General features: G+C 70.6%; 28 protein-coding genes. 16 read left to right on the top strand and 12 right to left on the bottom strand.

The features are described from left to right. Positions 1-90: 90 nt before the first annotated feature. From OG194_RS02370 to OG194_RS02360, 3 genes are all read left to right on the top strand, one after another. Complete coding sequence (locus tag OG194_RS02370) at positions 91-1,695, top strand: serine/threonine-protein kinase (RefSeq protein ID WP_327399115.1); 1,605 nt, start codon at positions 91-93, stop codon at positions 1,693-1,695. Between the two features lie 9 nt (positions 1,696-1,704). Continuing rightward, positions 1,705-2,157: a flavodoxin family protein gene (locus OG194_RS02365; protein WP_327399114.1), complete on the top strand. Its 453-nt coding sequence runs from the start codon at positions 1,705-1,707 to the stop codon at positions 2,155-2,157. 103 nt (positions 2,158-2,260) lie between these two features. Next, complete coding sequence (locus tag OG194_RS02360; RefSeq protein ID WP_327399113.1) at positions 2,261-2,497, top strand: chaplin; 237 nt, start codon at positions 2,261-2,263, stop codon at positions 2,495-2,497. Positions 2,498-2,575: 78 nt separating this feature from the next. Here the strand turns inward: OG194_RS02360 and OG194_RS02355 are convergent, their stop codons facing one another. Continuing rightward, the gene (locus OG194_RS02355) at positions 2,576-3,250 is read right to left on the bottom strand and encodes a hypothetical protein (protein ID WP_327399112.1); all 675 of its coding nucleotides are present in this window, start codon (positions 3,248-3,250) and stop codon (positions 2,576-2,578) included. 265 nt (positions 3,251-3,515) lie between these two features. On the opposite strand from OG194_RS02355, the gene OG194_RS02350 reads away from it, so the two are divergent. From OG194_RS02350 to OG194_RS02315, 8 genes are all read left to right on the top strand, one after another. After that, positions 3,516-4,436, top strand: a complete 921-nt coding sequence (locus tag OG194_RS02350) for an SGNH/GDSL hydrolase family protein (RefSeq protein ID WP_327399111.1) — start codon at positions 3,516-3,518, stop codon at positions 4,434-4,436. A 116-nt stretch (positions 4,437-4,552) separates the two neighbouring features. Continuing rightward, entirely contained in the window at positions 4,553-6,193 is a 1,641-nt protein-coding gene (gene pgm, locus OG194_RS02345; RefSeq protein ID WP_327399110.1) for a phosphoglucomutase (alpha-D-glucose-1,6-bisphosphate-dependent), read from the top strand. A 99-nt stretch (positions 6,194-6,292) separates the two neighbouring features. Beyond that, on the top strand, positions 6,293-8,179 hold the full coding sequence (gene nhaA / locus OG194_RS02340; RefSeq protein WP_327399109.1) for a Na+/H+ antiporter NhaA: 1,887 nt from the start codon (positions 6,293-6,295) through the stop codon (positions 8,177-8,179). A 136-nt stretch (positions 8,180-8,315) separates the two neighbouring features. Continuing rightward, positions 8,316-8,480 (top strand): 50S ribosomal protein L33, encoded by a 165-nt coding sequence (rpmG, locus tag OG194_RS02335; protein ID WP_200690819.1) that lies wholly within the window; start codon positions 8,316-8,318, stop codon positions 8,478-8,480. Between the two features lie 74 nt (positions 8,481-8,554). Then, positions 8,555-8,803 (top strand): type B 50S ribosomal protein L31, encoded by a 249-nt coding sequence (locus tag OG194_RS02330; RefSeq protein WP_201051026.1) that lies wholly within the window; start codon positions 8,555-8,557, stop codon positions 8,801-8,803. Continuing rightward, positions 8,800-8,922 (top strand): type B 50S ribosomal protein L36, encoded by a 123-nt coding sequence (ykgO, locus tag OG194_RS02325; RefSeq protein ID WP_014669332.1) that lies wholly within the window; start codon positions 8,800-8,802, stop codon positions 8,920-8,922. Before OG194_RS02330 ends, ykgO begins: the two co-directional genes overlap by 4 nt. Before the next feature lie 164 nt (positions 8,923-9,086). Further along, the gene (locus OG194_RS02320; RefSeq protein ID WP_327399108.1) at positions 9,087-9,917 is read left to right on the top strand and encodes a PP2C family protein-serine/threonine phosphatase; all 831 of its coding nucleotides are present in this window, start codon (positions 9,087-9,089) and stop codon (positions 9,915-9,917) included. Positions 9,918-10,067: 150 nt separating this feature from the next. Beyond that, entirely contained in the window at positions 10,068-11,042 is a 975-nt protein-coding gene (locus tag OG194_RS02315; protein ID WP_327399107.1) for an MASE1 domain-containing protein, read from the top strand. 13 nt (positions 11,043-11,055) lie between these two features. Here the strand turns inward: OG194_RS02315 and OG194_RS02310 are convergent, their stop codons facing one another. After that, a complete protein-coding gene (locus tag OG194_RS02310) occupies positions 11,056-12,192 on the bottom strand; it encodes a PP2C family protein-serine/threonine phosphatase (protein ID WP_327399106.1) in 1,137 nt (378 codons plus the stop codon). A gap of 153 nt (positions 12,193-12,345) precedes the next feature. Between OG194_RS02310 and OG194_RS02305 the strand changes: the two genes are divergently transcribed. Continuing rightward, positions 12,346-13,107 carry a hypothetical protein gene (locus OG194_RS02305; RefSeq protein WP_327399105.1) on the top strand — a complete coding sequence of 254 codons (762 nt, stop codon included), beginning with the start codon at positions 12,346-12,348 and terminating at the stop codon, positions 13,105-13,107. Here OG194_RS02305 and OG194_RS02300 read toward each other — a convergent pair. The 6 genes from OG194_RS02300 to OG194_RS02275 all read right to left on the bottom strand — a co-directional run bounded on the left by OG194_RS02300 (position 13,073) and on the right by OG194_RS02275 (position 19,704). Beyond that, positions 13,073-13,606, bottom strand: coding sequence for a TerD family protein (locus OG194_RS02300; protein ID WP_327399104.1), 534 nt, complete (start codon positions 13,604-13,606; stop codon positions 13,073-13,075). The two genes, OG194_RS02305 and OG194_RS02300, sit on opposite strands and share 35 nt — an antisense overlap. 108 nt (positions 13,607-13,714) lie before the next feature. Continuing rightward, positions 13,715-14,776, bottom strand: a complete 1,062-nt coding sequence (locus OG194_RS02295; RefSeq protein ID WP_442811776.1) for a M20 family metallopeptidase — start codon at positions 14,774-14,776, stop codon at positions 13,715-13,717. Between the two features lie 398 nt (positions 14,777-15,174). Next, entirely contained in the window at positions 15,175-16,620 is a 1,446-nt protein-coding gene (gene argG, locus OG194_RS02290; protein WP_327399102.1) for an argininosuccinate synthase, read from the bottom strand. Positions 16,621-16,767: 147 nt separating this feature from the next. Further along, positions 16,768-17,769, bottom strand: coding sequence for an ABC transporter substrate-binding protein (locus tag OG194_RS02285; protein WP_327399101.1), 1,002 nt, complete (start codon positions 17,767-17,769; stop codon positions 16,768-16,770). 58 nt (positions 17,770-17,827) lie between these two features. Further along, entirely contained in the window at positions 17,828-18,889 is a 1,062-nt protein-coding gene (locus tag OG194_RS02280; protein ID WP_327399100.1) for an ABC transporter permease, read from the bottom strand. Then, the gene (locus tag OG194_RS02275; RefSeq protein WP_327399099.1) at positions 18,886-19,704 is read right to left on the bottom strand and encodes an ATP-binding cassette domain-containing protein; all 819 of its coding nucleotides are present in this window, start codon (positions 19,702-19,704) and stop codon (positions 18,886-18,888) included. Before OG194_RS02275 ends, OG194_RS02280 begins: the two co-directional genes overlap by 4 nt. A gap of 186 nt (positions 19,705-19,890) precedes the next feature. Between OG194_RS02275 and OG194_RS02270 the strand changes: the two genes are divergently transcribed. Further along, a complete protein-coding gene (locus OG194_RS02270; protein ID WP_327399098.1) occupies positions 19,891-20,895 on the top strand; it encodes a LacI family DNA-binding transcriptional regulator in 1,005 nt (334 codons plus the stop codon). A 34-nt stretch (positions 20,896-20,929) separates the two neighbouring features. Here the strand turns inward: OG194_RS02270 and OG194_RS02265 are convergent, their stop codons facing one another. Next, positions 20,930-21,145 (bottom strand): DUF4177 domain-containing protein, encoded by a 216-nt coding sequence (locus OG194_RS02265; protein WP_019056094.1) that lies wholly within the window; start codon positions 21,143-21,145, stop codon positions 20,930-20,932. A gap of 267 nt (positions 21,146-21,412) precedes the next feature. Here OG194_RS02265 and OG194_RS02260 point away from each other — a divergent pair, with 267 nt between their 5' ends. After that, positions 21,413-22,075, top strand: a complete 663-nt coding sequence (locus OG194_RS02260) for a DUF6629 family protein (protein ID WP_327399097.1) — start codon at positions 21,413-21,415, stop codon at positions 22,073-22,075. Here OG194_RS02260 and OG194_RS02255 read toward each other — a convergent pair. Further along, positions 22,044-22,628: a hypothetical protein gene (locus tag OG194_RS02255; protein WP_327399096.1), complete on the bottom strand. Its 585-nt coding sequence runs from the start codon at positions 22,626-22,628 to the stop codon at positions 22,044-22,046. The genes OG194_RS02260 and OG194_RS02255 overlap by 32 nt on opposite strands. A gap of 163 nt (positions 22,629-22,791) precedes the next feature. Between OG194_RS02255 and OG194_RS02250 the strand changes: the two genes are divergently transcribed. Together OG194_RS02250 and OG194_RS02245 are read left to right on the top strand one after the other, a co-directional pair. Next, positions 22,792-23,058 (top strand): DUF6959 family protein, encoded by a 267-nt coding sequence (locus OG194_RS02250; RefSeq protein ID WP_327399095.1) that lies wholly within the window; start codon positions 22,792-22,794, stop codon positions 23,056-23,058. A 54-nt stretch (positions 23,059-23,112) separates the two neighbouring features. Then, complete coding sequence (locus OG194_RS02245; RefSeq protein WP_327399094.1) at positions 23,113-23,415, top strand: hypothetical protein; 303 nt, start codon at positions 23,113-23,115, stop codon at positions 23,413-23,415. A gap of 12 nt (positions 23,416-23,427) precedes the next feature. On the opposite strand, the gene OG194_RS02240 is transcribed toward OG194_RS02245, so the two are convergent. Together OG194_RS02240 and OG194_RS02235 are read right to left on the bottom strand one after the other, a co-directional pair. Beyond that, on the bottom strand, positions 23,428-24,918 hold the full coding sequence (locus OG194_RS02240) for an arabinose isomerase (protein ID WP_442811480.1): 1,491 nt from the start codon (positions 24,916-24,918) through the stop codon (positions 23,428-23,430). 57 nt (positions 24,919-24,975) lie between these two features. After that, positions 24,976-26,277, bottom strand: a complete 1,302-nt coding sequence (locus tag OG194_RS02235; RefSeq protein ID WP_327399093.1) for an MFS transporter — start codon at positions 26,275-26,277, stop codon at positions 24,976-24,978. Positions 26,278-26,428 lie beyond the last annotated feature (151 nt).

Raw genomic sequence — 26,428 nt, 5'->3', positions numbered from 1 at the left:
CCGGGTCGGCCCTTACGGGTCGGCCCGGACGTTTCTCACCTTCTGAACTCGCGGCACAGGCGTGCACGTTCGTCACATAAGCTCCTCCGCATGAACGAGGGGGAGCCCGACAGACGGGTCGTGGACGGCCGCTTCGAGCTGGAGTCCCGGCTCGGCGGCGGTGGCATGGGCACGGTGTGGCGTGCCCAGGATCTGCTGCTGCACCGCTATGTCGCGGTCAAGGAGGTCCGGCCGCCGGACATCGACCTCGCCGAGTACGACCCCGCCGCGGCGGAGATGCTGCGCCAGCGGGTCCTGCGCGAGGCACGCGCCCTGGCCCGGGTCGAGCACCCGAACGTGGTGACGATCCACCACATCGTCGACGAGGGCGTGGGCACCTACCCCTGGCTCGTCATGGAACTCGTCCAAGGCGGCTCGCTCGCCGACCGGTTGGCCCGCGGACCCATGGCCCCCGCCGAGGCCGCCCAGCTCGGCAGCGGAGTGCTCGACGCCCTCAACGCGGCACACGCGGCGGGCGTCCAGCACCGCGACGTGAAACCCGCCAACGTCCTGCTGCGCACCGACGGCCGCCCCGTCCTCACCGACTTCGGCATCGCCGCCATCCGCGACGCCACCGCCCTCACCGCCACCGGCTCGATCATCGGCACCCCCGACTACATGGCCCCGGAACGGGTCTCCGGCCACAGCGGCGGACCCGCCGCCGACCTGTGGTCGCTCGCGATGATGCTCTACGTCGCCGTCGAGGGCTATCACCCGCTCCAGCGCGGTACCACCCTGGCGACCCTGGCCGCCGTACTCCAGGAGGACGTGCCGCCACCGGTACGGGCCGGATCGCTGACGCCGGTGCTGTCCTGCGTCCTGGTCCGCGATCCCGAGGCGCGGCCGGACGCCGGGACGGTCGGCCGGATGCTGGCCGCCGCCGCGGCACAGCCCGAGGACCGGCGCCCGGAGACCACCTCGTACCGGCTCGCCCCGCCGATTCCTCCCTCACTGCCGCCCACCGACGGCATGCAGGCGACGGCGTCGGGCAGTCGGCGACGCCCGGCGAAACGGAACCGGGGCGTCGCGGTCGCCTCCAGCGTCGTAGGCGTACTGCTCATCGGCACGCTCGCGTGGAAGGTGCTGCCGGACGGGAACGACAAGAAGGACACGTCGGCGTCCACAGGAGCCACCGGTCAGACGCAGCAGCAGACCACGCCTACGGTCTCGGCGAGTCAGAGCAGCGCCGCCGTGAAGACCCAGGACATGCTCACCCCGTCCGGCATTCGCACCGCGATCAAGGCCTTCAAGGAGAAGACGGGCAGTGATCGTTTCGCCGACTTCTCCGTGTACCCGGGATACGTCATCGCGGACGTGATGGTGAAAGGCAGCCAGACCAAGTACCAGAGCTATACCTACCGCTCCGGCACCGGGTTCGACCCGGACGGCAACAAGGCCCTGGTGACGGAAGGCGACCAGCCGGTGAATCTCGACGACTTCAACTGGGACGCGGTTCCCGCGTTGTTGAAGACCGCGAAGAAGGAGCTGAAGGTCGCGAAGCCGACGAGCCAGTACCTGCTGCTGCGGGTGCCGAACACCTACGACGGCACGTTGAAGGGCATGGCGATCTACCTGAGCGACGACTACGGCGACGGCGGCTACATGGAGGCCAACGCCAAGGGCACCGTGACCAGGGTGATGCGGTCCGACGGGTAGGTTCGGCGCGTGCCCACCTTGCTGATCGTGCATCACACCCCCTCGCCCAACTGCCAGGCGATGTTCGAGGCCGTCGTCTCCGGAGCCACGACACCGGAGATCGAGGACGTGCGGGTCGTACGGCGTGCCGCGCTGTCGGCGACCGTGTCGGACGTGCTGGCCGCCGACGGCGTTCTGCTGGGCACGCCCGCGAACCTCGGTTACATGTCCGGCGCGCTCAAGCACTTCTTCGACCAGATCTACTACCCGTGCCTGGACGAGACCCGGGGCCGGCCCTTCGGCTACTACGTGCACGGCGGGAACGACGTGAGCGGAGCCGTGCGCGGCATCGAGTCGATCACGACCGGGCTGGGGTGGCGCCGCGTCGCCGACCCGGTGACGCTGACCGGCGAGCCGGACAGGGCCGGTGTCGAGGCGTGCTGGGAGCTGGGGGCGACGGTCGCCGCCGGTCTGGAGGCCTGAGGAGTGGGTGGCCACCACCCGTTCGGCGGCCGAAGAGTGTCGTGACCCCCCGACGCACCCTCAGCGTGGAGGGACATGCCCCTCCGAATGACAGGAGTTCTTCATGAGGAAGCGTCTGACGGCCACGGTGGGTCTGGCGGGTGCGGCGTTGCTGCTGTGCGCGGGTACGGCGAACGCGGACCCGGAGCCTGTCGGTACCGCCAGCGACAGCCCGGGCGTGCTCTCCGGAAACGTCGTTCAGGTGCCGATCGACCTGGACCTCAACCTGTGCGGCAACTCGATCGACGTCATCGGTCTGCTGAACCCCGCGCTGGGCAACCACTGCGAGTCCGCGGACTGACGAGCCGTACCGTGAACGAGCCGTGGGCCCCGCGCCCGCGGCTCGTTCCGCGTTTCGGGGGACGTGTCGAGCGGCACTTCAGGGGACCTCGGGCAGCCGGTGCAGGGGAGTGCCGTGGGCCCAGCGCCGCAGGCGTGAGCCGTCGATGAGCTGGACGCCGCCCTGGCGGCGCGCCCACTGCACGTCACGTCGGCTGAAGGTGCCCCGGTGCACGACGAGACGGAGGTGCGGTCCGGAGCCGACCGTGCGTGCCGATCGCGTCGGCGTCTCCTCGCCGGGCAGCGGCTCGGCGACCGGTCGGAAGGCCACCTCCAGACGGCGACCGAACCGGTCGCGCGCACGGACACGCGGCTGGCCCTGCTCGTCGGGCCGGGCCAGCGCCCGCCAGCCGTCCCGGCGCAGCATCCGGGACACGGCCAGGGCGAGCCCCTCCACATCCAGGTCGGCGATCTCCTCGGGCGTGTAGTAGCCCAGCCGGCGACGGGCCGGCGGCCGGTTGTGCCGGACCACGGCCGCCGTGATCACGGCGAGCAGCGCCAGGCCGCCGGCGAGCGCGCCGGTGCCGAGGGTGCGGTACGCCACGGCGAGCCCGGCCACGATCCCGCACACGACGACGGCGACCACGACGAGGGCGGGCAGCACCTCGCGCAGTCCGGGTCCGTAGCGTCCCTGGGCGCGCAGCGCACGGATCGCCGCCCGCCTTCGCGAGCGCCACGACTCGCGCTTCTCGTGCCTCCCCAGCCTCTGCGGCAACAGGGCCAACTCCCCCCACCCCCAAGCGCGTTGACGCCTGGGGTAGGGATACCCGCCGGAAGTGGTCCACGTGCGTGCGGACGGGAACCGGCCACCAAACCGGCCGAACTGTTTCGGCGGCGGCCATCACCCCGGGGGCAGCGAACTCGTCCCTCCAGACCCCTGGCCCCAGGTACCTACCGACCGGTATACAAGGCCAGTTGAACGAGAGACGACCGCAGCGGGCCCGCCCCGTCGCACCGTCTCGTACCTGGGGAGGAACCTCATGAAGCGTGAGACGCATCCGGTCACGACGGCGCACCACCGCGGCAGGGCCGTGGCGGTCGCCGCGGCGGTCAGCGGCTGCGCCCTCGTCGTCGCGTCCGCGGCACCGGCGGCCGCGCACAACTCGGGCCATGGGCACGGCCGTTCCACTCAGTACGTGGCGCTCGGCGACTCCTACACCTCGGGCCCTTACATACCGACCCAGGTGGACGCCAACTGCGCGCGCTCCGACCACAATTACCCCTCCGTGGTGACGGCGGACCAGAGAGGGACCGTCCTCAAGGACGTGAGCTGCAGCGGCGCGACGACCGCCGAGATGTGGAAGGCGCAGGGCACCAACCCGCCCCAACTGGACGCCGTACAGCGGGACACGGACCTGGTGACCGTGCAGATCGGCGGCAACGACATCGGGTTCAGCACCATCATCGGCACCTGCGCCAAGCTCAGCGCCACGGACCTGACGGGCAACCCCTGCCAGCGCTACTACAACTCCACCGGCGTCGACCAGTTGGCGCTGACCATCCTCAACACCGCGCCGAAGGTCACCAAGGTCCTCCGTGCGGTGCACAAGCAGGCACCCCACGCGCGCGTGCTCGTCGTCGGCTACCCGGACCTGCTGCCCGACGACGGCAGCGGCTGCTACCCCTCGGTACCGTTCGCCGCCAAGGACTTCCCCTATCTGCGGGACGTCGGCAAGCGCCTCAACCTGATGCTCCGTGTGGTGGCCGCGCTCAACGGCGCGGAGTACGTGGACACTTACGGCCCCACCGTCGGCCACGACATGTGCAAGGCGCCCGCCGACCGCTGGATAGAGCCGCTGCAACCCGCGTCCCCGGCTGCTCCGGCGCACCCCAACGCGAAGGGCGAGGCGGCCATGGCGGGCGCGGTGCTGAAGCAGCTGGACCGGCGCCACCGGTACTGACGGACAGCGGCGGCCGGGGTTTTCCACAGGCGGAGGGGGTGTACTCGCTAAACGCGCCCCTGACGAGGAAAGATGGGGCCGTACGCGAAGTCGGTCGATACGGAGGAGCGGGCACCATGCCACACGAGCGAGCGGGCGAACAGGCCCGCGCAGAGGATCTCGTCGACGTAGCCCGTCTGGTCACCGCGTACTACGCGCTGCACCCGGACCCCGCCGAGCCGGGGCAGCGCGTCGCGTTCGGCACCTCCGGGCACCGGGGCTCGTCCCTGGCGACCGCGTTCAACGAGGACCACATCGCGGCCACCAGCCAGGCCATCTGCGAGTACCGGGCGGAGCAGGGCACGGACGGGCCCCTCTTCATCGGGGCCGACACGCACGCGCTGTCCGAGCCCGCGAAGGTCACCGCGCTGGAGGTGTTCGCCGCCAACGAGGTCACGGTCCTCATCGACAGCGCGGACGGCTACACCCCCACCCCGGCGGTGTCCCACGCGATCCTCGCCCACAACCGCGGCCGCACCTCGGGCCTCGCGGACGGCGTCGTGGTCACCCCGTCCCACAACCCGCCCGGCGACGGCGGCTTCAAGTACAACCCGCCGAACGGCGGCCCGGCCGGCTCCGAGATCACCTCCTGGATCCAGGACCGCGCCAACGACATCATCGCGAGCGGCATGAAGGACGTCCGCCGCATCCCGTACACCCGCGCGCTCGCCGCCCCCGGCACGGGCCGCTACGACTTCCTCGGCATGTACGTCGCCGACCTGCCGAGCGTCCTCGACCTGGACGCGATCCGTACGGCCGGTGTGCGGATCGGCGCCGACCCGCTGGGCGGGGCGTCCGTCGCCTACTGGGGCCGGATCGCCGAGGTGCACCGGCTCGACCTGACCGTGGTCAATCCGCTCACGGACCCGACCTGGCGGTTCATGACGCTGGACTGGGACGGCAAGATCCGTATGGACTGCTCGTCGCCGTACGCGATGGCCTCGCTGATCGCCCAGCGCGACCGGTTCGACATCGCCACCGGCAACGACGCCGACTCCGACCGGCACGGCATCGTCACCCCGGACGCGGGCCTGATGAACCCCAACCACTACCTGGCCGCCGCCATCGCCTACCTCTACGCCCACCGCGAGCAGTGGCCCGCCGACGCGGGCGTGGGCAAGACCCTGGTGTCCTCCTCGATGATCGACCGGGTCGCCGCCGACCTCGGGCGCCGGCTCGTCGAGGTGCCCGTCGGCTTCAAGTGGTTCGTGGACGGACTGGTCGACGGCTCGCTCGGCTTCGGCGGCGAGGAGTCGGCCGGCGCGTCCTTCCTGCGCCGGGACGGCTCCGTGTGGACCACCGACAAGGACGGCATCATCCTGGCGCTGCTCGCCAGCGAGATCACCGCGGTCACCGGGAAGACGCCGTCCCAGCACTACGCGGCGCTCACCGACCGGTTCGGCTCGCCCGCCTACGCCCGGATCGACGCACCGGCGTCCCGCGAGGAGAAGGCGCTGCTCGCCAAGCTCTCGCCCGCTCAGGTCACCGCCGACACCCTGGCCGGCGAGCCCGTCACCGCCGTCCTCACCGAGGCGCCCGGCAACGGCGCGGCCCTCGGCGGCATCAAGGTGACGACCGCCAACGCCTGGTTCGCGGCGCGGCCCTCCGGCACCGAGGATGTCTACAAGATCTACGCCGAGTCCTTCCTCGGCCCGGACCACCTCGGCCAGGTGCAGGAGGAGGCGAAGGCCGTGGTCGGGGCGGCGCTGGGCGGCTGACCCGGAGGCCGTGACACCGGTTGCCGTAGGAATGAATGGTGCGGCAGGTGGTGTTGGGGCGTCACGTGAGCCATGACGCACGACGGAAGTGAACCCCGTATGTCCTTCGAAACGACCGACTACACGGGGCAGACCACGTGCGGCGACGAAGCCCGCACCCCGCTGCGTGACTTCCTGCGCACCGAGACCGGCAGCGCGGCCGTCCTGGTGGCGGCGGCGCTCGTCGCGCTCGTCTGGGCCAACGTCACACCGTCGGCGTACGAGACGTTCTGGGAGACCCACCTCTCCGTCCGGCTCGGCTCGCACGGGATCTCCCTCGATCTGCGGGAGTGGGTCAACAGTGGGCTGATGACGCTGTTCTTCCTGGTCGTCGGGCTGGAGGCGCGCCGCGAGTTCGACATGGGCGAGCTGCGCGAACGCCGGCGGCTGGCCCTGCCGATGGTCGCGGGCGCCAGCGGCATGCTCGTGCCGATCGCCATCTACCTGGCGATCAACAGCGGACACGGGACGGCGAACGGCTGGGGCGCGGTGATGTCCACCGACACGGCGTTCGCGCTGGGCATGCTCGCCGTCGTGGGCCGCCACATGCCGCCCGGATTGCGTGTGTTCCTCCTCACGATCACCGTCGTCGACGACTTCCTGGCGCTCGTGGTGATCGCCGTCTTCTACAGCGAGCACATCGCCGTACCGGCACTCCTGGTCGCCGTGGGCGTGTTCGCCGTCGTCGTGCTGCTGCGCAGGTTCCGGGTGCGCCGGGGTCCGCTGTACGCGCTGCTCGGGCTCGTCGCCTGGGTCGCCCTGCTGAAGTCGGGCGTGGACCCAGTCGTCATCGGCCTCGCCATGGGGCTGATCACGTACGCCTATCCGGCGGGGCGCGACGACCTGGAGCGCGCCACCGGACTGTTCCGGCTGTTCCGCGAGCAGCCCACACCCGAGCTGGAACGCGACGTACGGGCCGGTATCGCGGCGTCGATCTCTCCGAACGACCGGCTCCAGCGCATCTACCATCCGTGGGCGAGCTACGCCGTGGTCCCGCTGTTCGCGCTGGCCAACGCCGGTCTGCATCTCAGCGGGGAGCAGCTGGCCAGGGCCTTCACCTCGCCCGTCGCGCTGGGCATCCTCATCGGGTACGTCGTCGGCAAGCCGCTCGGCATCGTCTCGTCGACGGCACTGACCAGCGTCCTGTCCCGGGGCCGCATCCGGCCGCCGGTCGGCTGGGGAGCGGTGACCGCGGGCGGCACCCTGGCCGGCGTCGGCTTCACGGTCTCCCTGCTGATCGCGACCCTCGCCTTCGACGGCACCACCCTGGAGGACGCGAAAACGGGCATCCTCAGCGCCGTCATCTGCTCCTTCCTGGTCGGCCGAGTGGTCACGGGCGTGATCGGAGTGCTGCCGCCGCAGATCCGGCCCAGGGTCCTGTTCGGCCGGGCGGAGACCATCGTCGACCTGTCGGTCCCCGTCGACCCCGACCGCGACCACCTGCGCGGACCACGGCACGCCCCGGTGACCGTCGTGGAGTACGGCGACTACGAATGCCCCTTCTGCGGCCAGGCCGAGCCGGTAGTCCGCGAACTGCTCGGCTCTTTCGGGGACGAGGTGCGGTACGTGTGGCGCCACCTCCCGCTCACCGACGTCCACGAGCACGCCCAGCTCGCCGCCGAGGCCGCGGAGGCCGCCGCGCTACAGGGCGGCTACTGGGAGATGCACGACCTGCTCCTCAGCCACCAGGGCGCCCTGCGCTTCAAGGACCTGCGGGCCTACGCCGAACAGATCGGCCTGGACACCGCCCGCTTCGAGCGCGACATGCGGGCCCACGAGGGGGCGGGCCATGTCGCCGAGGACGTGGAGTCGGCCGACCTCAGCGGGGTCGCGGGCACGCCGACCTTCTTCGTGAACGGTCGTAGGCACCACGGCGCGTACGACATCGAGGGCCTCTCCCAGGCCGTACGGGCGGCTCGCGAGCGGGCGGCGGTGGTGGCGGCGTAGGCCGTCGTGCCCTGGTCGGAGAGCGTCTCGTACCTGGGGACAGGGCCGGGAATGGACCGAGGGGTGCCTGTGTTGAGACGTATGTAGCTGACATGCTCGGGACAAGATCCCGGGATGTGGGCGGAAGGAGGTCCTCATGGCACGCACCACGAACCGTCCCGTCGTCACCCTGAAGTCGACGGCCGGGACCGGCGTCACGTACGTGACGCGCAAGAGCCGTCGCAACGACCCCGACCGGCTGGTCCTGCGCAAGTACGACCCGGTGGCGGGGGAGCACGTCGACTTCCGCGAGGAGCGTTGAGCCCAGCGCGGCGCAGTCCCACGAACACAGCAGAGCGGCCGTCCCGCAGTGGACGGCCTGAGGAAGGAAGCACCATGAGGTCTGGCATCCACCCCGTGTCCCGTCCGGTCGTCTTCCGCGACCGCGCGGCGGACACCGCGTTCCTGACCACCTCGACCGCGCGGTCGGCGCGCACGATCGAGTGGGCGGACGGGAACACCTACCCGCTGATCGACGTCGAGATCTCGTCGGCCAGCCACCCGTTCTACACCGGCAACACGCGCGTCGTGGACACCGCGGGCCGTGTGGAGCGCTTCGAGCGCCGCTATGGGAGGCAGTCATGAAGGTCCGCAACTCGCTGCGCTCGCTGAAGGCCAAGCCCGGCGCGCAGGTGGTACGCCGTCGCGGCGTGACGTTCGTGATCAACAAGAAGGACCCGCGCTTCAAGGCCCGCCAGGGCTGACCCCGCGCGTACGACCGATCGGCCCGGCCCCGCTTCTCGCGGTGGCCGGGCCGTTGTCGTACCTGTTCCCGTACACCCTGTTCTCGTCCTGTTTTTGCGCGTTTCCGAGGGAAGAAAATCCGTTCTTTATGCTTATAGCGGTACCAACCCCCTTGGAGTGGTCAATGTCCCGCAAGCACCCCATGGACGACGGTGACGAACTCCTGGCCAGACTCGGGACGCTGACCGCCCAGGCACGCGAGCGGGCGGAGCTCCAGCGCTCCCTGCTCGAACTGGCCGTCGCCCTCCAGCGCGGCATGCTGCCCGGCGACATGCCCGTCACCCCCCGGTTCCACATCGCGGTCAAGTACTCGCCCGCCAACCACGGCCTCAACGTGGGCGGCGACTGGTACGACGCCTTCACGATGCCCGACGGACGCATCGGCCTGTCCATCGGCGACGTCCAGGGCCACAACATCGAGGCGGCCGCGTTCATGGGCCAGGTGAGGGTCGGTCTGCGCGCCCTCGCCTCCGTCACCAGCGAGCCCGGCGAACTCCTCTCCCTGACGAACGACCTGCTCCTGTCCCTCGGCACCGAACTCTTCGCGACCTGCACCTTCATGCGCCTGGACCCGATCACCGGGGTCCTGGAGAGCGCGCGGGCCGGACACATACCCTCCGTCTGGGCCACCGCCGACGGCCGCTCCGGCATCACCGACGACGAGGGCGGACCGCCCCTCGGCATCGTCGCGGGACAGCGGTACCCCGTGACCGAGCACCGGCTCACCACCGGTGGCGTCTTCGTCCTGGTGACCGACGGTGTCGTGGAGGGCCCCTCGATGAGCGTCGACGAAGGCCTCGACCAGGTGATGCGCCTCGCCGGAGTCGCCGCCGTGGCGGGCATGGAGGCGGGCTCCCTCGCGGCCGCCGTGATCAAGGGCGCCGAGCGCGTGGGGCACGAGGACGACGCCGCGGTCCTGGTCGTGGGCCACGACGCGCCCGACAGCGGGGCGTAGGGCCGGTCCGGCTGCCACTACGCCGCTGCCGGGGTGCGTCGACGGTCTTACGGCCGGCCGCGCCGCGCCCTGCTCACAGGCACCGGGCAGGTGCCGAATCCCTCCCGCGCGGTCACGCTCGCCTCGCCGACACGGCCGCCTCAGTGTCTGATGGCAGCTGTGGTGGGTTTCGAGGATCTGCGGCGACCGGCCGGGTACGCCCTCCTGACGCTGGCCGTCGCCGGCGGCTACTTCGCGGCGGGACGGCTCGGCCTGCTGCGGGAGCTCGTCGTCGAGGGTGCCGTGTTCACCCCCATCTGGCCGCCCACCGGCGTCGCGGTCGCCTGCCTGCTGATCTTCGGGCTGCGGGTGCTGCCCGGCATCGCCCTCGGCGTGCTCCTCGTGATCATGTCCCTCACCTCGCTCCAGCCGACCGTGCTCGTCGTCCTGGCGGGCAACACCGTGGCGCCCGCCTGCGCGTACCTCATGCTGCGCCGGGTGGGCTTCCGCACCGACCTCGGCCGACTGCGGGACGGCCTCGCCCTGGTGTTCCTGGGCGCCCTGTCCGCGATGCTGATCAGCGCCACCTGCGGGGTCGGGCTGCTCGTCCTCAGCGACAAGCTGGCCGCGCACTCCTTCTGGCCGGTCTGGCTCGGCTGGTGGGTGGGCGACGCGATGGGCGTGCTGATCGTCACGCCGCTCCTGCTCATGCTGCGTACCGTGCGCCTGCCCCTGGACCTGCACCGCTGGAAGGAGGCCCTGGGCCTCGCGGCCACCGTCGGCGTGATCGTCCCCCTCGTCACCCACAACCGCGTCAGCCTGCTGTTCCTGATCTATCCGCTGCTGATCTGGGCGGCCCTGCGCTTCCGCTTCGCGGGCAGCATGCTGTGCGCCCTCTTCGCCTCCGTCATGGCCACCATCGCGGCGACCCAGGAGACGGGCCCGTTCGCCGAGCTGACCCATGTCGAGGTCATGATGAAGCTGCAAGCCTTCAACGGCACGATGGCCCTCACCGCCCTGCTGCTCTCCTCGGTCATCACCGAGCAGCACAACACCAGGCTCTCGGTGGAGAAGGCATGCCAGGAACTGGCCGAGGTCCTCGAACACCTCACCGCGGGCGACCCCCGCCAGGGCGGCCGACCGTGACCGTACCGCCCGGTCAGAGAAGGCCCGCGTCACCCCGCCTGCGCAGCACCAGCAGCGCGGTGTCGTCCTTGGGCATGCCCGCCGTGTGGCGGCGCAGATCGCCGTAGACGGTGGCCGGTACATCCTTCGGGAGGACCTCACCCCAGGTGGCCGCCCGCTCCTCCAGCGGATAGAACGCGCCGGACGGATCACGCGCCTCGGTGACGCCGTCCGTGCAGAGCAGAAGCGTGCCGTCCGAAGGGAAGTCGAACCATTCGACGGTACGAGGCTCAGGCGCGAGCGCGTCGAGGCCCAGCGGCACGCAGGGCTCCTGCCGGAGCACCGGATCGGCCCGCTCCTTGTGCAGCAGCAGCGGTGCCACATGACCGCAGTTGATCGCCTGTACCTCCTGCCCGCCGTCGATGCCCAGCACGAGCGCCGTCACGAACCGCTCCCGCTCCCCGGTCTGCGCCGCGAAGGAGTTGTGCCGTAGCACCGCCTCCTCCAGGGCGTCGACCACGGCGGTGAGTGTGGGCTCGGCCACGGCCGCCTCGCGGAAGGCGCTCAGTACGGCGAACGCGGCGCTGATCGCCTGGAGGCCCTTGCCCTGGACGTCGGCGATGAAGACGCGGCTGCCGTACGGCGAGGAGACGACCTCGTAGACGTCGCCGCCCACCCGGCTGTCCTCCTCCACCGGCCGGTACAGGCCGTGGACCAGGAGCTGGTCGGTCATCAGGGGGAACGGGCGCAGGATCTGGCGTTGCAGGGCGGCCGCCGCCGACCGCAGCCGGGCGATCTCGCCCTCCCAGCGGATCCGCTGCGCCGCTCGCGCCACGCTGAGGCCGTTGAACACCAGGGTGAAGGCGACGACGGCCGCGTCGGCGCCCGCCGTGCCCAGCGGGGTGTCGACGAGGGAGCCGACGATGACGAGTGTCACCCACGCGGAGGCGACGGTGGTCTGCCGCACGGTTCCGCGCCCGGCGATCAGCGCGGGCAGCACCACCAGAAAGGGGGCCGGCCGGGTGTCCCGGCCCAGCACGATGCCGGTCAGCGCCACCACCAGCGTGACGACGACGAGCCAGAACACGACCACGGCCCAGCTGAGCGGAGGCGTGGAGCGCTGCCCTGCGTCTACCACGGTGGAGCCGGCCGGATCTCTTGAGGTGCGCACCGGCCCTCCGCTTCCTTCAGTCGTCGAACAACCGTCGGGAAAGCTTCCCACTCTTCAATATCAGCCCCACCCGTACCGTCCGCGAGCCGCGCCAACGGCTCGGGCCGACCCGGGACGCACAAGAAGCGCACAGGAGGCTAGATTCCGATCCGTATGTTTGGCCGATGGTGGGGGAGTTGGGGACCGTTGTTCATCTGGCGCACACTGCGGGGTGAATGGCAGGGCATCGTCGTCGATCCGGTACGACAGCTGCTGCGGCGCGGACTGATGGGGGTGTCCCTGGCGTTCGTCGCAGCCTTCGGCGTCATCTTCTTCCACGCCCTCGCCCAGAACCCGACCGGTGCCGTGATCGTGCGGGACATCGGCGGCGTCCAGGGCGACCTGCCACTGTGGCTCGCCCTGCTGCGTACCCCCATATCGCTGTACGTCCCCGCCCTCGACCTGCCTGTCTGGGCCGGGATCACCCAGCTGTTCCTCGCCTTCGCGCTGGCCGAACTGGCCCTCGGCCGGGCCCGCACACTGGTCGTCGCCTACGCGACCACGCTGGCCGGCACGCTGACGGTGCGCGTGATGCTCCTGATCGGGCCGGGCTGCGGCGGCATCGGGCTGCGGCCCGAGATCGGGCATGTCCTCGACACCGGGCCGTCCGCGGCGGTCGTAGGACTGTTCACGTATCTCGCCGTCGTGCGGCGCGCACCCGTCGTGTTCTTCCTCACCGGTGGGTCGATGGTGTGGGAGTCGATCGTGAAGCCCAACCTGGCGGGCCGCGAGCACCTCGTGGCGGTGGCCACCGCCGTCGTCATCGGTGTGGTCCACGAGGTGCGCCACCGGCGGCCGACCGTCACGGCGCTGCTGCCGCAGTTCAACGCGGACCAGCCGGTCAGGGCCGAGACACGTTGCCCATCTCCGCGGTGAACCCCGCCGGTTCACTGTCGAACCCGCGCACCATCGGGCGGAACTCCCAGGCTCCGGAGGCGCCCTTGGTGAACTCCGCGACCGTCGCGGCGGTGGACCCGGCCACCCCCGCGAAGTCGTCCGACAGCAGCTCCCTGTAGCCCTCCACCACCAGCGCCCTGGCGTGCGACAGATCGCCGAAGGTCCTGATCCCGCCGTTCTGGTGGATCGCCACTCCCACGACCACCCGCGCGAAGGAGGCGGCGAGCCGGTCGAGTTCGAGGACCATCACCTCCATGTAGCCGTACCCCTGGCCGCTCTCGCTGTGCCGGCTCATGTTGATCGTGCCGTCCGGCGAACGGCTCTCGGAGTTGACGACGTACACCGGACGTCCGTGCGGGGCCTCGGCGGAGTAGGTCGCCGCGACGATGTCCAGATGGCGCGGCTGCTGCCCCCAGGGACTCGGATCCCAACGGAGCCGTACTTCGACCTTCCCCGCAACTGTGCTGACACTGCTCACTGAATGCCGCTCCCGAATCAGGCCATCACGGGACGATCCCCCGCATGGTCAAGTATGGCTCTCCGACGGCCTGTTGATGCCGCCGGAACGGACCCGACAAACCCGGGGTCAGGTGCTCCGGATCGCGTCCACCAGCCCGGCGACGAGGTGCGCCCGCTCGGCCATCGACGCGCCGAGCAGATACTCGTGGTCGGCGTGCGCCCCGCCCCCGACCGCGCCCAGCCCGTCGAGCGTCGGCACCCCCAGCGCGGCCGTGAAGTTCCCGTCGCTACCGCCGCCGACCGACCGCCCTTCGAGCCCGGGCAGCAACTCCTGCGCCACCGCGAACAGTTCGGCCGCGGCCGACTCGGGCATCGGCGGCCGACCGACACTTCCTTCCACGGTGATCACGGCCTCGTCGAGATGCGGCGCGAGGGCGGCGAACGCGGCCTCGATCCGTTCCTTCTCGCCGGCCGACTCGACCCGCACATCCACGACGACGGTCGCCTGCGCGGGGACGACGTTGTCCAGCGTCCCGGCGGACGCGACGGTCGGCGTGACCGTCGTGCCGACCTCCGGCCGCGCCAATGCCGCGATGTCCAGCACCTGGTAGGCCGCTTCGACCAGCGCGTTGACCCCGGCGGCGGGCTCCAGCCCCGCGTGCGAGGCCCGGCCCGCGACGGAGACCTCGAACGTGCCGCATCCCTTACGGCCGGTCTTCACGCCTCCGCCGTCGGCGGCCCCCTCGACCACGAGCACGGCACCGCAGGCGAGGGCGCGTTCCTCGATGAGCGCCCGGGAGGAGCGGGAACCGACCTCTTCGTCGGCGGTCACCAGGAACTCGACCCCGGACCGGTCGTCCAGCGCCGCGACCCCGTGGATCGCCTGCACCAGACCACCGAGCATGTCGAAGACACCGGGTCCGGTCACCCGCCCGCCCTCGACCAGGAAGGGGCGGCGCGCGAGGGTGCCGAGCGGGAACACGGTGTCGTGATGGCCGAGGACCAGCACGCGCGGTGTGCCACCACCGGACCAGTGGACATGCGGCCCGCCTTCGCTCTCGACGAGCACGGCCCGCCCGCCGAGCCGCGCCTCGATGACAGCGGCGACGGTCTCGGCCGATGCCCGCAAGGCGCCCAGGTCACGGGAGGGGGACTCGACCTCGACGAGGGTCCGGAGGTCGTCGAGCATCGCTTCGACGCTCACGGCGATGCTGTTGTGCGTGGTCACGGAGGAAGGCTACGCGGGGAGTGCGGGGGAGGGCATGACGGGGCGGCGGTCCCGACTAGGACCTGATATTTTCCCGCCGCCGAGCGCCGAGCGCCGAGCGCCGAGCGCCGAGCGCCGAGCGCCGAGCGCCGAGCGCCGAGCGCCGAGCGCCGAGCGCCGAGCGCCGAGCGCCGAGCGCCGAGCGCCGAGCGCCGAGCGCCGAGCGCCGAGCGCCGAGCGCCGAGCGCCGAGCGCCGAGCGCCGAGCCGCCTTCCGGACCCGGCCGCCCCCGTGCCTCGCCCGCCCCGAACCGCCGAAAGGCCGGCCCGACGCCCAACGCGTCGAACCGGCCCAACGGCGATGCAAATACCCGGAGTTGGTCAGTCCGTGCCGGACTCCATCGCCGCGCGGTCGAGCAGCGCGTCGTCCTCGGAGACCTCGCCGCGCGAGGCGATGGCCTCGGCGCCGCCCTCCGGCATGCTGCCGATGAGGCCGGTCGCGGCGGCCTGCGCGGCGCCGATCGCGGTGTTGCCGGTGCCGATCAGGCCGAGGACGGCGTACTGCTCCAGCTTGGCGCGGGAGTCGGCGATGTCGAGGTTGCGCATGGTGAGCTGGCCGATGCGGTCGACCGGGCCGAAGGCCGAGTCCTCGGTGCGCTCCATGGAGAGCTTGTCGGGGTGGTAGCTGAACGCCGGGCCCGAGGTGTCGAGCAGCGAGTAGTCCTCGCCGCGCCGGAGCCGCAGGGTGACCTCACCGGTGATCGCCGAGCCGACCCAGCGCTGGAGGGACTCGCGGACCATCAGGGCCTGCGGGTCCAGCCAGCGGCCCTCGTACATCAGACGGCCGAGGCGCCGGCCCTCGTTGTGGTACTGGGCGACGGTGTCCTCGTTGTGGATCGCGTTCACGAGGCGCTCGTAGGCCGCGTGCAGCAGGGCCATGCCGGGGGCCTCGTAGATGCCTCGGCTCTTCGCCTCGATGATCCGGTTCTCGATCTGGTCGGACATGCCCAGGCCGTGCCGGCCGCCGATCGCGTTGGCCTCCATGACGAGGTCGACGGGGGAGGAGAACTCCTTGCCGTTGATCGTCACCGGGCGGCCCTGGTCGAAGCCGATCGTCACGTCCTCGGTGACGATCTCGACCGACGGGTCCCAGAAGCGCACGCCCATGATCGGCTCGACCGTCTCCACACCCGTGTCCAGGTGCTCCAGGGTCTTGGCCTCGTGGGTGGCGCCCCAGATGTTGGCGTCGGTGGAGTACGCCTTCTCCGTGCTGTCCCGGTACGGCAGCTCGTGCGCGAGCAGCCACTCCGACATCTCCTTGCGGCCGCCGAGCTCCGTCACGAAGTCCGCGTCCAGCCAGGGCTTGTAGATCCGCAGATGCGGGTTGGCGAGCAGGCCGTAGCGGTAGAACCGCTCGATGTCGTTGCCCTTGAAGGTCGAGCCGTCGCCCCAGATCTGGACGTCGTCCTCAAGCATCGCCCGCACCAGCAGCGTGCCGGTGACGGCACGGCCCAGCGGGGTGGTGTTGAAATAGGCGCGCCCGCCGGAGCGGATGTGGAACGCCCCGCAGGTCAGCGCGGCCAGGCCCTCCTCGACCAGCGCCGCACGGCAGTCGACCAGACGCGCGATCTCGGCGCCGTAGGCCTGCGCGCGGCCGGGCACCGAGGCGATGTCGGGCTCGTCGTACTGGCCGATGTCGGCGGTGTAGGTGCAGGGGACGGCACCCTTGTCGCGCATCCAGGCGACCGCGACGGAGGTGTCGAGTCCGCCCGAGAAGGCGATGCCGACGCGCTCGCCGGTGGGGAGGGAGGTGAGGACCTTAGACATGGGAAGATTATGCACCCTCGCGCATGGTCATGCAAAGTCCCCTTTCTGATTCCCTTTTCGATACGGCTCGATCCCTCTTCTGATATGCCGCTGCAGGGCACCCGTGACGCAGGAGGGCACCCGGCAGCGGCGGCGGTGGGACTGTGCTCAACACCCCGCCTTGTAGAAGTACTTGCTGATCTCGGGCTGGTTCATGTTCGCCTTGGTGATGGCGACCATGTTGGTGCCGATCGACTTCTGGACCGTCTTGCCCTCGAAGGCGTCGGCGAGCTGGTCGACGGCCTCCTTGCCGATCGCCGCCGGGTCCTGCGCGACCAGGACCTGAAGGGTGCCCGCCTTCAGCGAGGCGATCTCGTCCGGCTCGGCGTCGAACGCGGCGACCTTCACCGTGCCCTCCTTGCCCGCCTGCTTGAGACCGGTGGCTATGCCCTGGCCGGTGTTGGTGTTGCCCGCGAAGACACCGCCCAGGTCGGGGTGGGCCGCCAGCGTCGACTGGATCTGGGAGGCCGCGGTGGCCGGCAGGTCGTTGTCGTAGAGGGTGGGCAGCATCTTGATGTTCGGGTACTTCTTCATCTCCTCCGTGAAGCCCTTGATGCGGGCGTCGGTGGTGGAGACGCCGGGCTTGACGCTGATGACGATGGCCGAGCCCTTCTCGTTCATCAGCTTGGCGAGCGCGTCGGCCGCCACCCGGCCGCCCTTCTCGTTGTCGGACGAGATTCGGGTGATGCCGATCGAGGAGTCGGAGACCGTGGTGTCCACCAGGGCGACCTTGGTCCCGGACGACTGGATCTGCTTGAGCGAGGGGGTGAGCGCGCTGGTGTCGACCGGCGAGATCAGCAGCCCGTCCGGCCGGGTCGCGGCCACCGAGTCGATGAGCGGGCGCTGGACCGACACGTCCCACTGGGCGGAGCCGTCGGCGCTGAATTCCATGCCCTTGGCCTTGGCCTCGGTCTGCGCCGCACAGGTCATGGTGATGTAGAAGGGGTCGCTCTTCACGCCGGTGATCAGCCGGACCTTCTTGCCGGAGGCCCCTCCTTTCGACCCCGAACTGCCGCTGTCGCTCGACGAACTACAGGCGGCGGCGCCGGTAAGGACCAGCACGGTGCCCGCGGCGACCAGAACTTTGCGCGTGATGCGGATGCTCGACATAAGGGTGTCCTCCTGGGTCATACGAGGGTTGAGGCGAAGGCAGGGGCAGGGGCCGGGGTCATGCGCGCTCCCGGGTCTTCCTGCGCATCTGGTCGATGTAGACGGCGGCGACCAGGACGACACCGACGGCGACGTCCTGCCAGTACTGCTGAACGCCGATGACGATCAGCCCGGTGGTCAGCACCGCGGGGATGAACACGCCGATCACGGTGCCCAGCACCGAACCCCGCCCGCCGAACAGGCTGGTGCCGCCCAGGACCACCGCGGTGATCACCTTCAGGTTGTCGGTGGAGTGCCCGGCGATAGACGTCGTGCCGTACGACGCCAGCCACATCACCGCGCCAAGACCGGCGAGGAGGCCCATCAGGCCGTAGACCTTGATCAGGTGGCGGCCCACCGGGATGCCCGCGCGGCGGACCGCGGTCGGGTTGGAGCCGATCGCCAGGGTGTGGCTGCCGAACTTCGTGGCGCCGAGCACCGCGCCGAACAGGGCGGTGACCACCGCGGCGAGGATCACCATCCAGGGGATGCCGAGCAACTTGCCGAATCCCAGGCTGTTCTGGAGATGCGCCGCGGACGCGCCGGACGGGTCCTGGCCGCCGGTGGCGAGTTCGGCGATGCCGAGCGCCGCGCCCAGTCCGCCCAGGGTCACGATCAGCGGCGGCACCTTCCCGGTCGCCACCACCGCACCCTGCAAGGCGCCCCAACCCGCCCCCACCGCAAGGGCGATGACGACACAGACCGCGACCGTGAACCAGCCGGCGGTGGGGCCGCCGTGGTGGATGTTGTACTCGCCCGCGGCCACCGCCGCGAGCACCAGCACCGAGCCGATCGACAGGTCGATGCCCGCGGTGATGATCACGAACGTCATGCCGACGCCGAGCACCAGATAGATGGCCGCGTTCACGGCGATCTGCGTGATGTCGTACGTGGTGAAGAACTTGCCCGGCGCCGCGATGGTGAAGAACGCGACCAGCGCGACGAGGATCACGAACGTCCACAACTCGCTGATTCCGGCGGCCCGTCGGAGCCACGGGGGTATCGCGAGGCGCCCGTCGGCGGCCGGGGCCGGCTCCTGCGTCGGGGCGGCCGGCTTGATGTCCTGGCTGTTGGCGCTCATCGCCCGTCCTCCGCTTCCGTCGCGCCGACCGGGCCGTCGTCGCCGTTGTGCACGGGCTCGTCCAGTGATCCGGTCATGGCGCCGACGAGTTTTTCGATCGAGGCGTCGGCCGCGGTGAACGAGGCGACCCGGCGCCCCAGCCGCAGTACCTCGATCCGGTCGGCGACCGACAGCACCTCGGGCATGTTGTGACTGATGAGGACCACGCAGATGCCGCGGTCGGCGACCCTGCGGACGGTCTCCAGGACCCGGGCGCGCTGCACGACTCCCAGGGCGGCGGTCGGCTCGTCCATGAAGATGACCTTGTTGGCGAAGGCCACCGCGCGCGCTACCGCCACGGACTGCCGTTGCCCTCCTGACAACGTTGTCACAGGAGCCGTCACATCTTTCAGCTCCACGCCCAGTTCACCGAACGCCGCGATCGCCTCCCGGCGCATGGTGGGCCGGTCGAGCACGCCCAGCCGGCCGAGCAGGCCTCCGCGCACAAGTTCCCTTCCCAGATAGAGATTTGACGCGGCGTCAAGATCCGGCGCCAGGGAGAGATCCTGGTAGACGGTCTCGACTCCGCGCCGTTGTGCGTCCATCGGCCCCGTGAACCGGACCGGCACCCCGTCGAGGCGCACCTCGCCCTCGTCCGGGGTGAGGACGCCGGAAAGCACGTTCACCAACGTCGACTTGCCGGCGCCGTTGTCACCGATCAGTGCGACGACCTCACCGGCGTACGCCGTGAAGTCCGCGCCCGAGAGCGCCTGGACATGGCCGAAACGCTTGACCACGCCGTGTGCCGCGAGAAGGGGTTCTCTTGCAGAGGCCATGTTGTGCCTTCTGGTTGGTATCGTTAACAGCTCGTCGATTCTGGGAGGCCCGTGGGTGGGCGTCAAGGGTCGTGAACGAACGGGGATTTGGGCGGACACCGTCGGCCCGTCGGACAGGCTCTGGTCCGGTCGCGCTGGATGACCTCGGGAGGACGCGGCGTGACCGGTCGTCCCAGTCGTCCCAGGATGAAAGACGTGGCCGCGGAAGCGGGCGTGAGCGTGATGACGGTGTCCCGGGTGGTCAACGGCGAGGCGGGCGTGGCCCCGCTCACCGCCGCCCGCGTGGAGGCCGCCGTCCGCAAGCTGGGCTATCAACGCGACGACGTGGCACGGCAGTTACGCCGTACGGACCGACTGAGCCAGACCATCGGACTGATGGTGGACAACGTTGCCGACCCCTTCATGGCCGCCGTCGCCTCGGCCACCGAGGACGTCGCCCACCGGCGCGGCAACATGGTCCTCATCGGCTCCAGCCGCGCCGACCTCCGCCGCGAACGTGAGGTCATCGCGGCCTTCACCGCCCGCAGGGTCGACGGGCTGATCCTCACCCCGGTCGCGGGCGACCACCGCGTTCTGCGCTCCGCGCAGGCGCGCGGCACGAAGATCGTGTGCGTGGACCGGGTGGCGCCCGGACTGGACGCGGACACCGTGGTGGTGGACAACTTCGGCGCGGTACGGCAGGCCGTACGCCATCTGATCGCGCACGGCCACCGCCGCATCTGCTACCTCGGCGACAAGCCGGAGATCTGGACCTTCGGCGAACGCCACCGCGGCTATCTGGCGGCCCTGAGCGCGGCGGGCATCGACGCCGATCCGGCGCTCGTACGGCACGGGTTGAGGTCAGGGGCGGACGCCGCCCGGGCCGTCACCGCGATCCTCTCCGCACCGGAGCCGCCCACGGCCGTCCTCGCGGGCAACGAGGTCCTCGCGTTCGGCGTGCGGGCCGTGCTCCCCGCCGACGTCGCGTTCATCGCCTTCGACGACTTCGCGTTGGCCGCGCAGCTGACGCCGCCGGTCACGGTCATCGCGCAGGACCCGGTCGCCCTCGCGACGAGCGCCGCACATCTGCTGTTCGCCCGCATCCACGGGGACACGTCGCCGCCGCGCAGGGTCGTCATGCCGACCGAGCTGATCCCGCGCGGGTCGGGGGAGATCCAGGGCCCCGGTACGCCGTTCACGCATCGGCGCTGAATCCCGTCCCCCGTCCCGCGTACGGCATCGGTCGTTACGCGCGAGGCCGCTCGAAGGTGAGGAGCAGGCCCTCGACCGCGCCGGGACCTATGCGGCCCTTGACGTCGGCGGCGGTGATGGCCTTGAGGCCCCAGCCGTCCTCGGCGTGCTTGTTGAGGACCTTCTCCAGCTTGTCGCTGTCCAGCGCGTCGCCGATCAGCGACTCCCGGAAGCTGACGACCTTGTACTCGAACGTGTAGGCGTTGCTCATGGCTGCGGTGTCCTCCTGTGCGTGCGCACGGTGTGCGGTGGGCGGGGTCAGCCAATCATGGGGGGACGTTCCCGCGCAGGCCGGGGGTGGTTTCGTGGCACGGCCGTCAACTGGGCCCGGGGAGCGGTGTGTTGTCCGGGACGGGCGTCGGATGCGAACCCACGGGTAGATCATGACCGCGCGCCGCGGCCGTCGTGTCACCCGGGACGCGGCGGGGCGGAGACGTAGCGTGGCGAGGCGTACGCGAACGGATCCGGTGGAGGTGCCATGTGCTGGAGTGCGAAGGCCGACCTCGTGGCGGGCGCGGCGGTCGCCGCCGTAGGGGTGGCCTGTGTGGTCCGGGCGCGCAGGCGGACCGATCTCGTGATGGCGGCGCTGCCGTTGCTGCTCGGCGCTCATCAGATCGTGGAGTCGGCGGTGTGGGCCGCCGACGGGGGCAGCGGGCCCGCCACCCTCGCCTGGGCCGTCATCGCCATGCCCCTGCTGGCGGTGTGGGTGCCGGTGGGCGTGTGGTGCGCCGCGCCACGGCGGGCCAGGCCTCGGCTCGGCGTGTTCGTCGCGATTGGCGCGGCTACCGCGGCGGCCCTCGCCCACGCCCTCGCCGTACACCCCGTGACGGCCGAGATCCGCGGCCACACCCTCGGCTACGTCGTGGACCTTCCCTACGCCCAACTGGTCATCGCCGGCTACCTCGTGGCGACGATCGGCTCGCTGCTCCTGTCCGGTGAGCGCGGGCTGGTGGTGCTGGGGATCCTGGTCACGGCCGGCGCGATGGTCTGCTGGACGCTGTGGGAACTGGAGTTCGTCTCGACGTGGTGCGCGGTCGCCGCGGTGTCCTCACTGGTCCTGTTCTTCTGGGTGAACGGCCGCGACCGGGAGCCGGGGAGGCGGCCCTACGTCAGTGCGGGGCGCGGCAGGTCCACAGGGTGAGGTCGCTGCTCGTCGCGACGGCGAGGGTCTGACCGGTGGGCGAGAACCCCGCGGCGCGCAGTTCCGAGTAGTCGGCGTCGAAGACGTGCCACCAGGTCTCTCCGGCCTGCCCCTTGTGGATGCCGTGGCCCGTCGAGAGGACGACCCGGTCGTGCGGCCACTCGGGGCTGACGACGTCCACGGTCCAGCCGTCGGGCGAACCGCTGTGCAGGCCGCCGCCGAAGAGACCGGCGATCCGTACCGGAACGCCCGCGATCGGTCCGAGGCCGGGGCAGACGAGATCCGGGTGGCAGTCGGGCGTGCTCGTCCCGGGATCAGGGTCCCGGTCGCGGGCGATCTTCTCACCGGTGAACGCGTCGAACAGGCCGTGACCGTCGTTCGAGACCACCATCACGAGATCGTGCCCGGTGCCAGGATCGGTGGCGAAACCGATACCGAGCAGGCCGCCGACAGGGGTCCTGTTGTCGAGCACCGGCCGCCAGGGTTCGGGGGCGGGCATGACGGGGGCGGCGAGGCAGCGGTCGCGCAGTTTCTGCTGGTACTCGGTGAGCAAGGGGTGTCTCCTCGGTGCGGTCGGCGACGAGGATCTCTCAGGGGGCGGCGGGAGTCGAGCCGAATTCGATGGAGGCCTTTTACGGGTGCCGCTCCGTGGTGCCCAAGTACCGCCGCGCGCCAAGTCGTTGGTGTCGGCCGGTGATGTCGGGTTGGATGGTTCCATGGAGCGCATAGACGCAGAGCTGTTCACTGACGGCGGTAACGACGCCGTGGTCCGCCTGCCCGGCCGCCGGTTGCCCGGTGTGCTCATCCAGGGCGACTCGCTGCACATCCTCCGCGGCGATGTGGCCGAGGTGGTGGAGGCATGCGAGCGGGGCGACCTGGCCGAGGCGGGGGAGGCGGCGGGGCTGCTGCTGGCGGGCTTCGACGCGCTGCTGAGCCGCTACTCCGTGGCGTTGGAGGAGCACCGGATCAAGTTGCCCTACTGACGGGGGCGGGGAGTTGGCGTTGGCCGTACTTCCGTGTGAGGGAGGACGATTCCTGTGAACGGAGACAGCGAGCGCGAAGCCGTCGTAGCCCGTCTGTGGCAGGAGCACCTGGACACGGAGTTCCCCGCCAGGTTGCGCGGCGCGGAACTGGAGGGCGTAGACATGGTGATGCTGGACATGAGCATCGCCGGCTGCGTCAGCACGTGGCGTGGCAACGGCGGCTTCCCTGACGCGGGACGCCTCCACATACTGCGCGACCGGGTCACCGAGCTCGACGAGGTTCTGCCCCTCCTCATGGACGTGGAAGAGCTCCAGTACTACGAGCGACTGCGCCACCTCGCGACACTCACTTCGTGACGCGGCCCGCGCTCACACCTCCCGGTGCTCGATCCCCAACAGGCTCGCCGCCGCCCGGAAGTCCGCCGTGTGGTGGCCCAGCGCCAGCGACCAGTGGTGGCCTACGCCCGTCGCGCTCCACGCGTCGACCCACTCGCCGGGGTCGCGGCCGAAGTCGACGCGGCTGGTGGTGTTGCCGATCGCGAGGTGCGGTCCGGGGACGACGGTGCCCTCGGACGTGACGAAGGACAGGGTGCCGTCGGCGTCCTGGCCGAGACCGAGCAGGGTCACGGGACCGTGCTGGACGTCGAATTCCACGCTGACGCCCCAGCCGCGCTTGCCGTGATAGACACCCAGGCCGCGCAGCAGCGGGTCGCGGGCGCTGACCGCGAGGTGGGCGGGCCCGTCGTGGCCCATCTCCACCACACCGGCCTCGAAGTCGAGGGCCTGGATCTCGGTGAAGGAACCCCCGGCGCCGATGCTCTGGGTCGCCAACTGGGCGAGGCTGGTGCGGAGTTCGTACTCACCGGCGGCCGGCACGCCCCGGGCGGTGAGGAGGGAGGCGCCCAGGATCATGCCGGCGCCGAGCCGTTCGTGCAGTTCGCCGTCGAGTCCTCGGTGGTAGTAGGCGAGGGTGTCGAGGCCGAAGTCCTCGACGAGCCGGTCGAGGGCGACGGACACCGTCGCTCCCCACGCGAAATCCTCGTCGACCACGCTGTCGTCCACGGCGAAGATCCGCCGGGCGAGCGCCGTACGTTCACGGGTCTCGGCCTCGCTCACCTTCTCCACCCGATGCCGTAGATCGTCGAACTCCAGCACCTCGACGTGCGAGCCGAACGTCGCGGGGAGGAGCGTCAGATCGGTCGACACGTCGAGCATGCCGGGATACAGGTGTCCCATCAGTCCGTGCCGGGCATGGCGGAGCGAGGCGCGTACGTGGGCGGCCCGGATCCACTGCTCGATGCGCCGCCAGGCCGACTCCTGGCGCAGCCAGCCGGACACCGACCGGAAGGGGATGCCGGCCCGCCGGAACACGTTGCCGACCTCGGGCACCGGGCACTGCCCGCAGTAGGCGAGCCAGGCGCCCGTGTCGAAGGAGGCGTGGTCCATCCGCTCGGTCGGCTGGAGGTCGATGACCAGGACGGGGGTGTGCGAGCGCTGGGCGATCGGCAGCACCATCGACGAGGTCAGATACGTCGTCAGGAACAGCACGATCAAGTCGCAGTCCGCGCGCCGCAGTTGCTCGGCCGCCACCGCTCCTTCCTGGGCGTCGGAGATGAAGCCGACGTCGGTCACCTCCGCGTCCATGCGCTGGAAGCGTTCGGCGACGTACGCGGACGACTCTTTCAACTGGGGGAGCAGGTCCGGGAATTGAGGCCAGTAGGCGCCGAGCCCGCCCGCCACTAGTCCGATCCGGGTCCGGCGGCGGGGCGCCGGGGGGAGCAACTCGCGCAGGGCGGCGGCGCGTTCCGCGGTCATGGTCGTGGGGTCGGTGGTCACGGTCGCGGGTTCGGTCGTTGCCATGGGCGGTGTTCCTTCGGGTGCGCGGTGTGTGCTTTTCCTTCCGGGTCCGGTGCGGAATCAGGTCCGGGCCACGCCCAGACCCGGCGCCGGGGCGACGGCCGTGTCGGGGGAACGCCGGATGAGGACATGGATGACGTACACACCCGCGACCCCCGAAGCCGCCATGCAGAGCGTGATCAGCCACAGCAGGAGCGACGCGCTGTAGTCCATCAGCGCGGGGGTGACGAACGCGACGCCCGCGAAGACCCCGCGGGACAGGGCGTAGGTGAGGCCCTGGGTGGTGCCGCGGGTGTCCGGAGGCAGCGTGAGCTGCGACCAGACCTTGTAACTGGCCTCCCCGGCAAAGGGGTTGGAGATCTGGTACAGCACGAAGAAGACGAGCATGCCGACCAGGGCGCCCGCCGTGAGGGAGGCGATGCAGAAGGCCACGACCTGCACGACGGTGAAGACGTAGAACAGCCGGTCGCGCCAGGGGGTGTCGGCGACCCGTACGAAGACGAAGGTCAGTACCAGCGCGATCGGCAGGAAGGCCAGGTTGATGCCGGTGGCCAGGCTCTGTGAGGCGCCGCTGACCGTGACCAGGAGGTAGGTGCCGAACTGGCCGAAGGTGTTGGCGCCGATGCCCCAGGTGACGTAGTAGACGAAGGTCGCGACCATCGGCAGCAGCGCGGCGCGGTTCCACACGTTCTTCAGCTCGATGCCGCGCGGGGCGGCCAGCGCGGCGGCCTCCTCCTGCTGTGCCGCCTCGGACGGCTCGGCCAGCTCCAGCCGGGCGCGGAGCAGGAAGGTGACCAGCGCGGCGACGATCAGATGGCCGGTGATGATCCGCGCGCCGACCATGCCGGTGTCCGACAGGACGTAGCCGAGGAAGATGACGACGACGATGCCCAGCACCCACATGACCTGGGTGAACGACACGAGACGCGCCCGGCCGTCCGGGGGTGCGGCGTCCGAGACGACGGCCAGGGACGTCGGCAGGTCGGCGCCGGCGGCCAGTCCCGCGACGAGCACGCCGACGAAGAGGACGATGTCGTTCGGGGCGAGGGTGATGACGATCGCGCCCACCGCGTAGCAGAGGATGTCCAGGTTGTAGACGCGGCGGCGCCCGAACATGTCGGCGAGCCGGCCGCCGACGAGCGAGCCGACGGCGATGCAGCCGGTGACGATCGCGCTGATCGCCCCGGCCATCCACACGCCCATGTCGTAGTGGTCGCGGTAGATCGCCAGGTTGACGGCGATGCTGACGATGAGCGCGGCGTCGAGATAGGAGGCCATGCCCGAGAGGGCCGCGACCTTCCACAGGTGCTTCGGGATAGGCGGTTGTTCCGCGTGTTCCGGTGCAGACGAGAATCGGATCATGATGCGGCTCCTCGCGGCTCTGGGCCGGGGTCGCAGTGAATATAGAGTTCAAAAAACGTTCCAACAAGCCCTCTTGCAGGTATCCGAAGGAATCCGGGGCAAGCAGAGCCGGCCTCCTTCCCGAGCTTCGGATCCGGTGCCAACATCGCAG

This window comes from Streptomyces sp. NBC_01288 (assembly GCF_035982055.1).
In the GTDB taxonomy this organism is placed as follows: domain Bacteria; phylum Actinomycetota; class Actinomycetes; order Streptomycetales; family Streptomycetaceae; genus Streptomyces.
The sequence above is the reverse complement of the archived record's forward strand: the minus strand, read 5'-3'. Positions and strand labels throughout refer to the sequence as shown.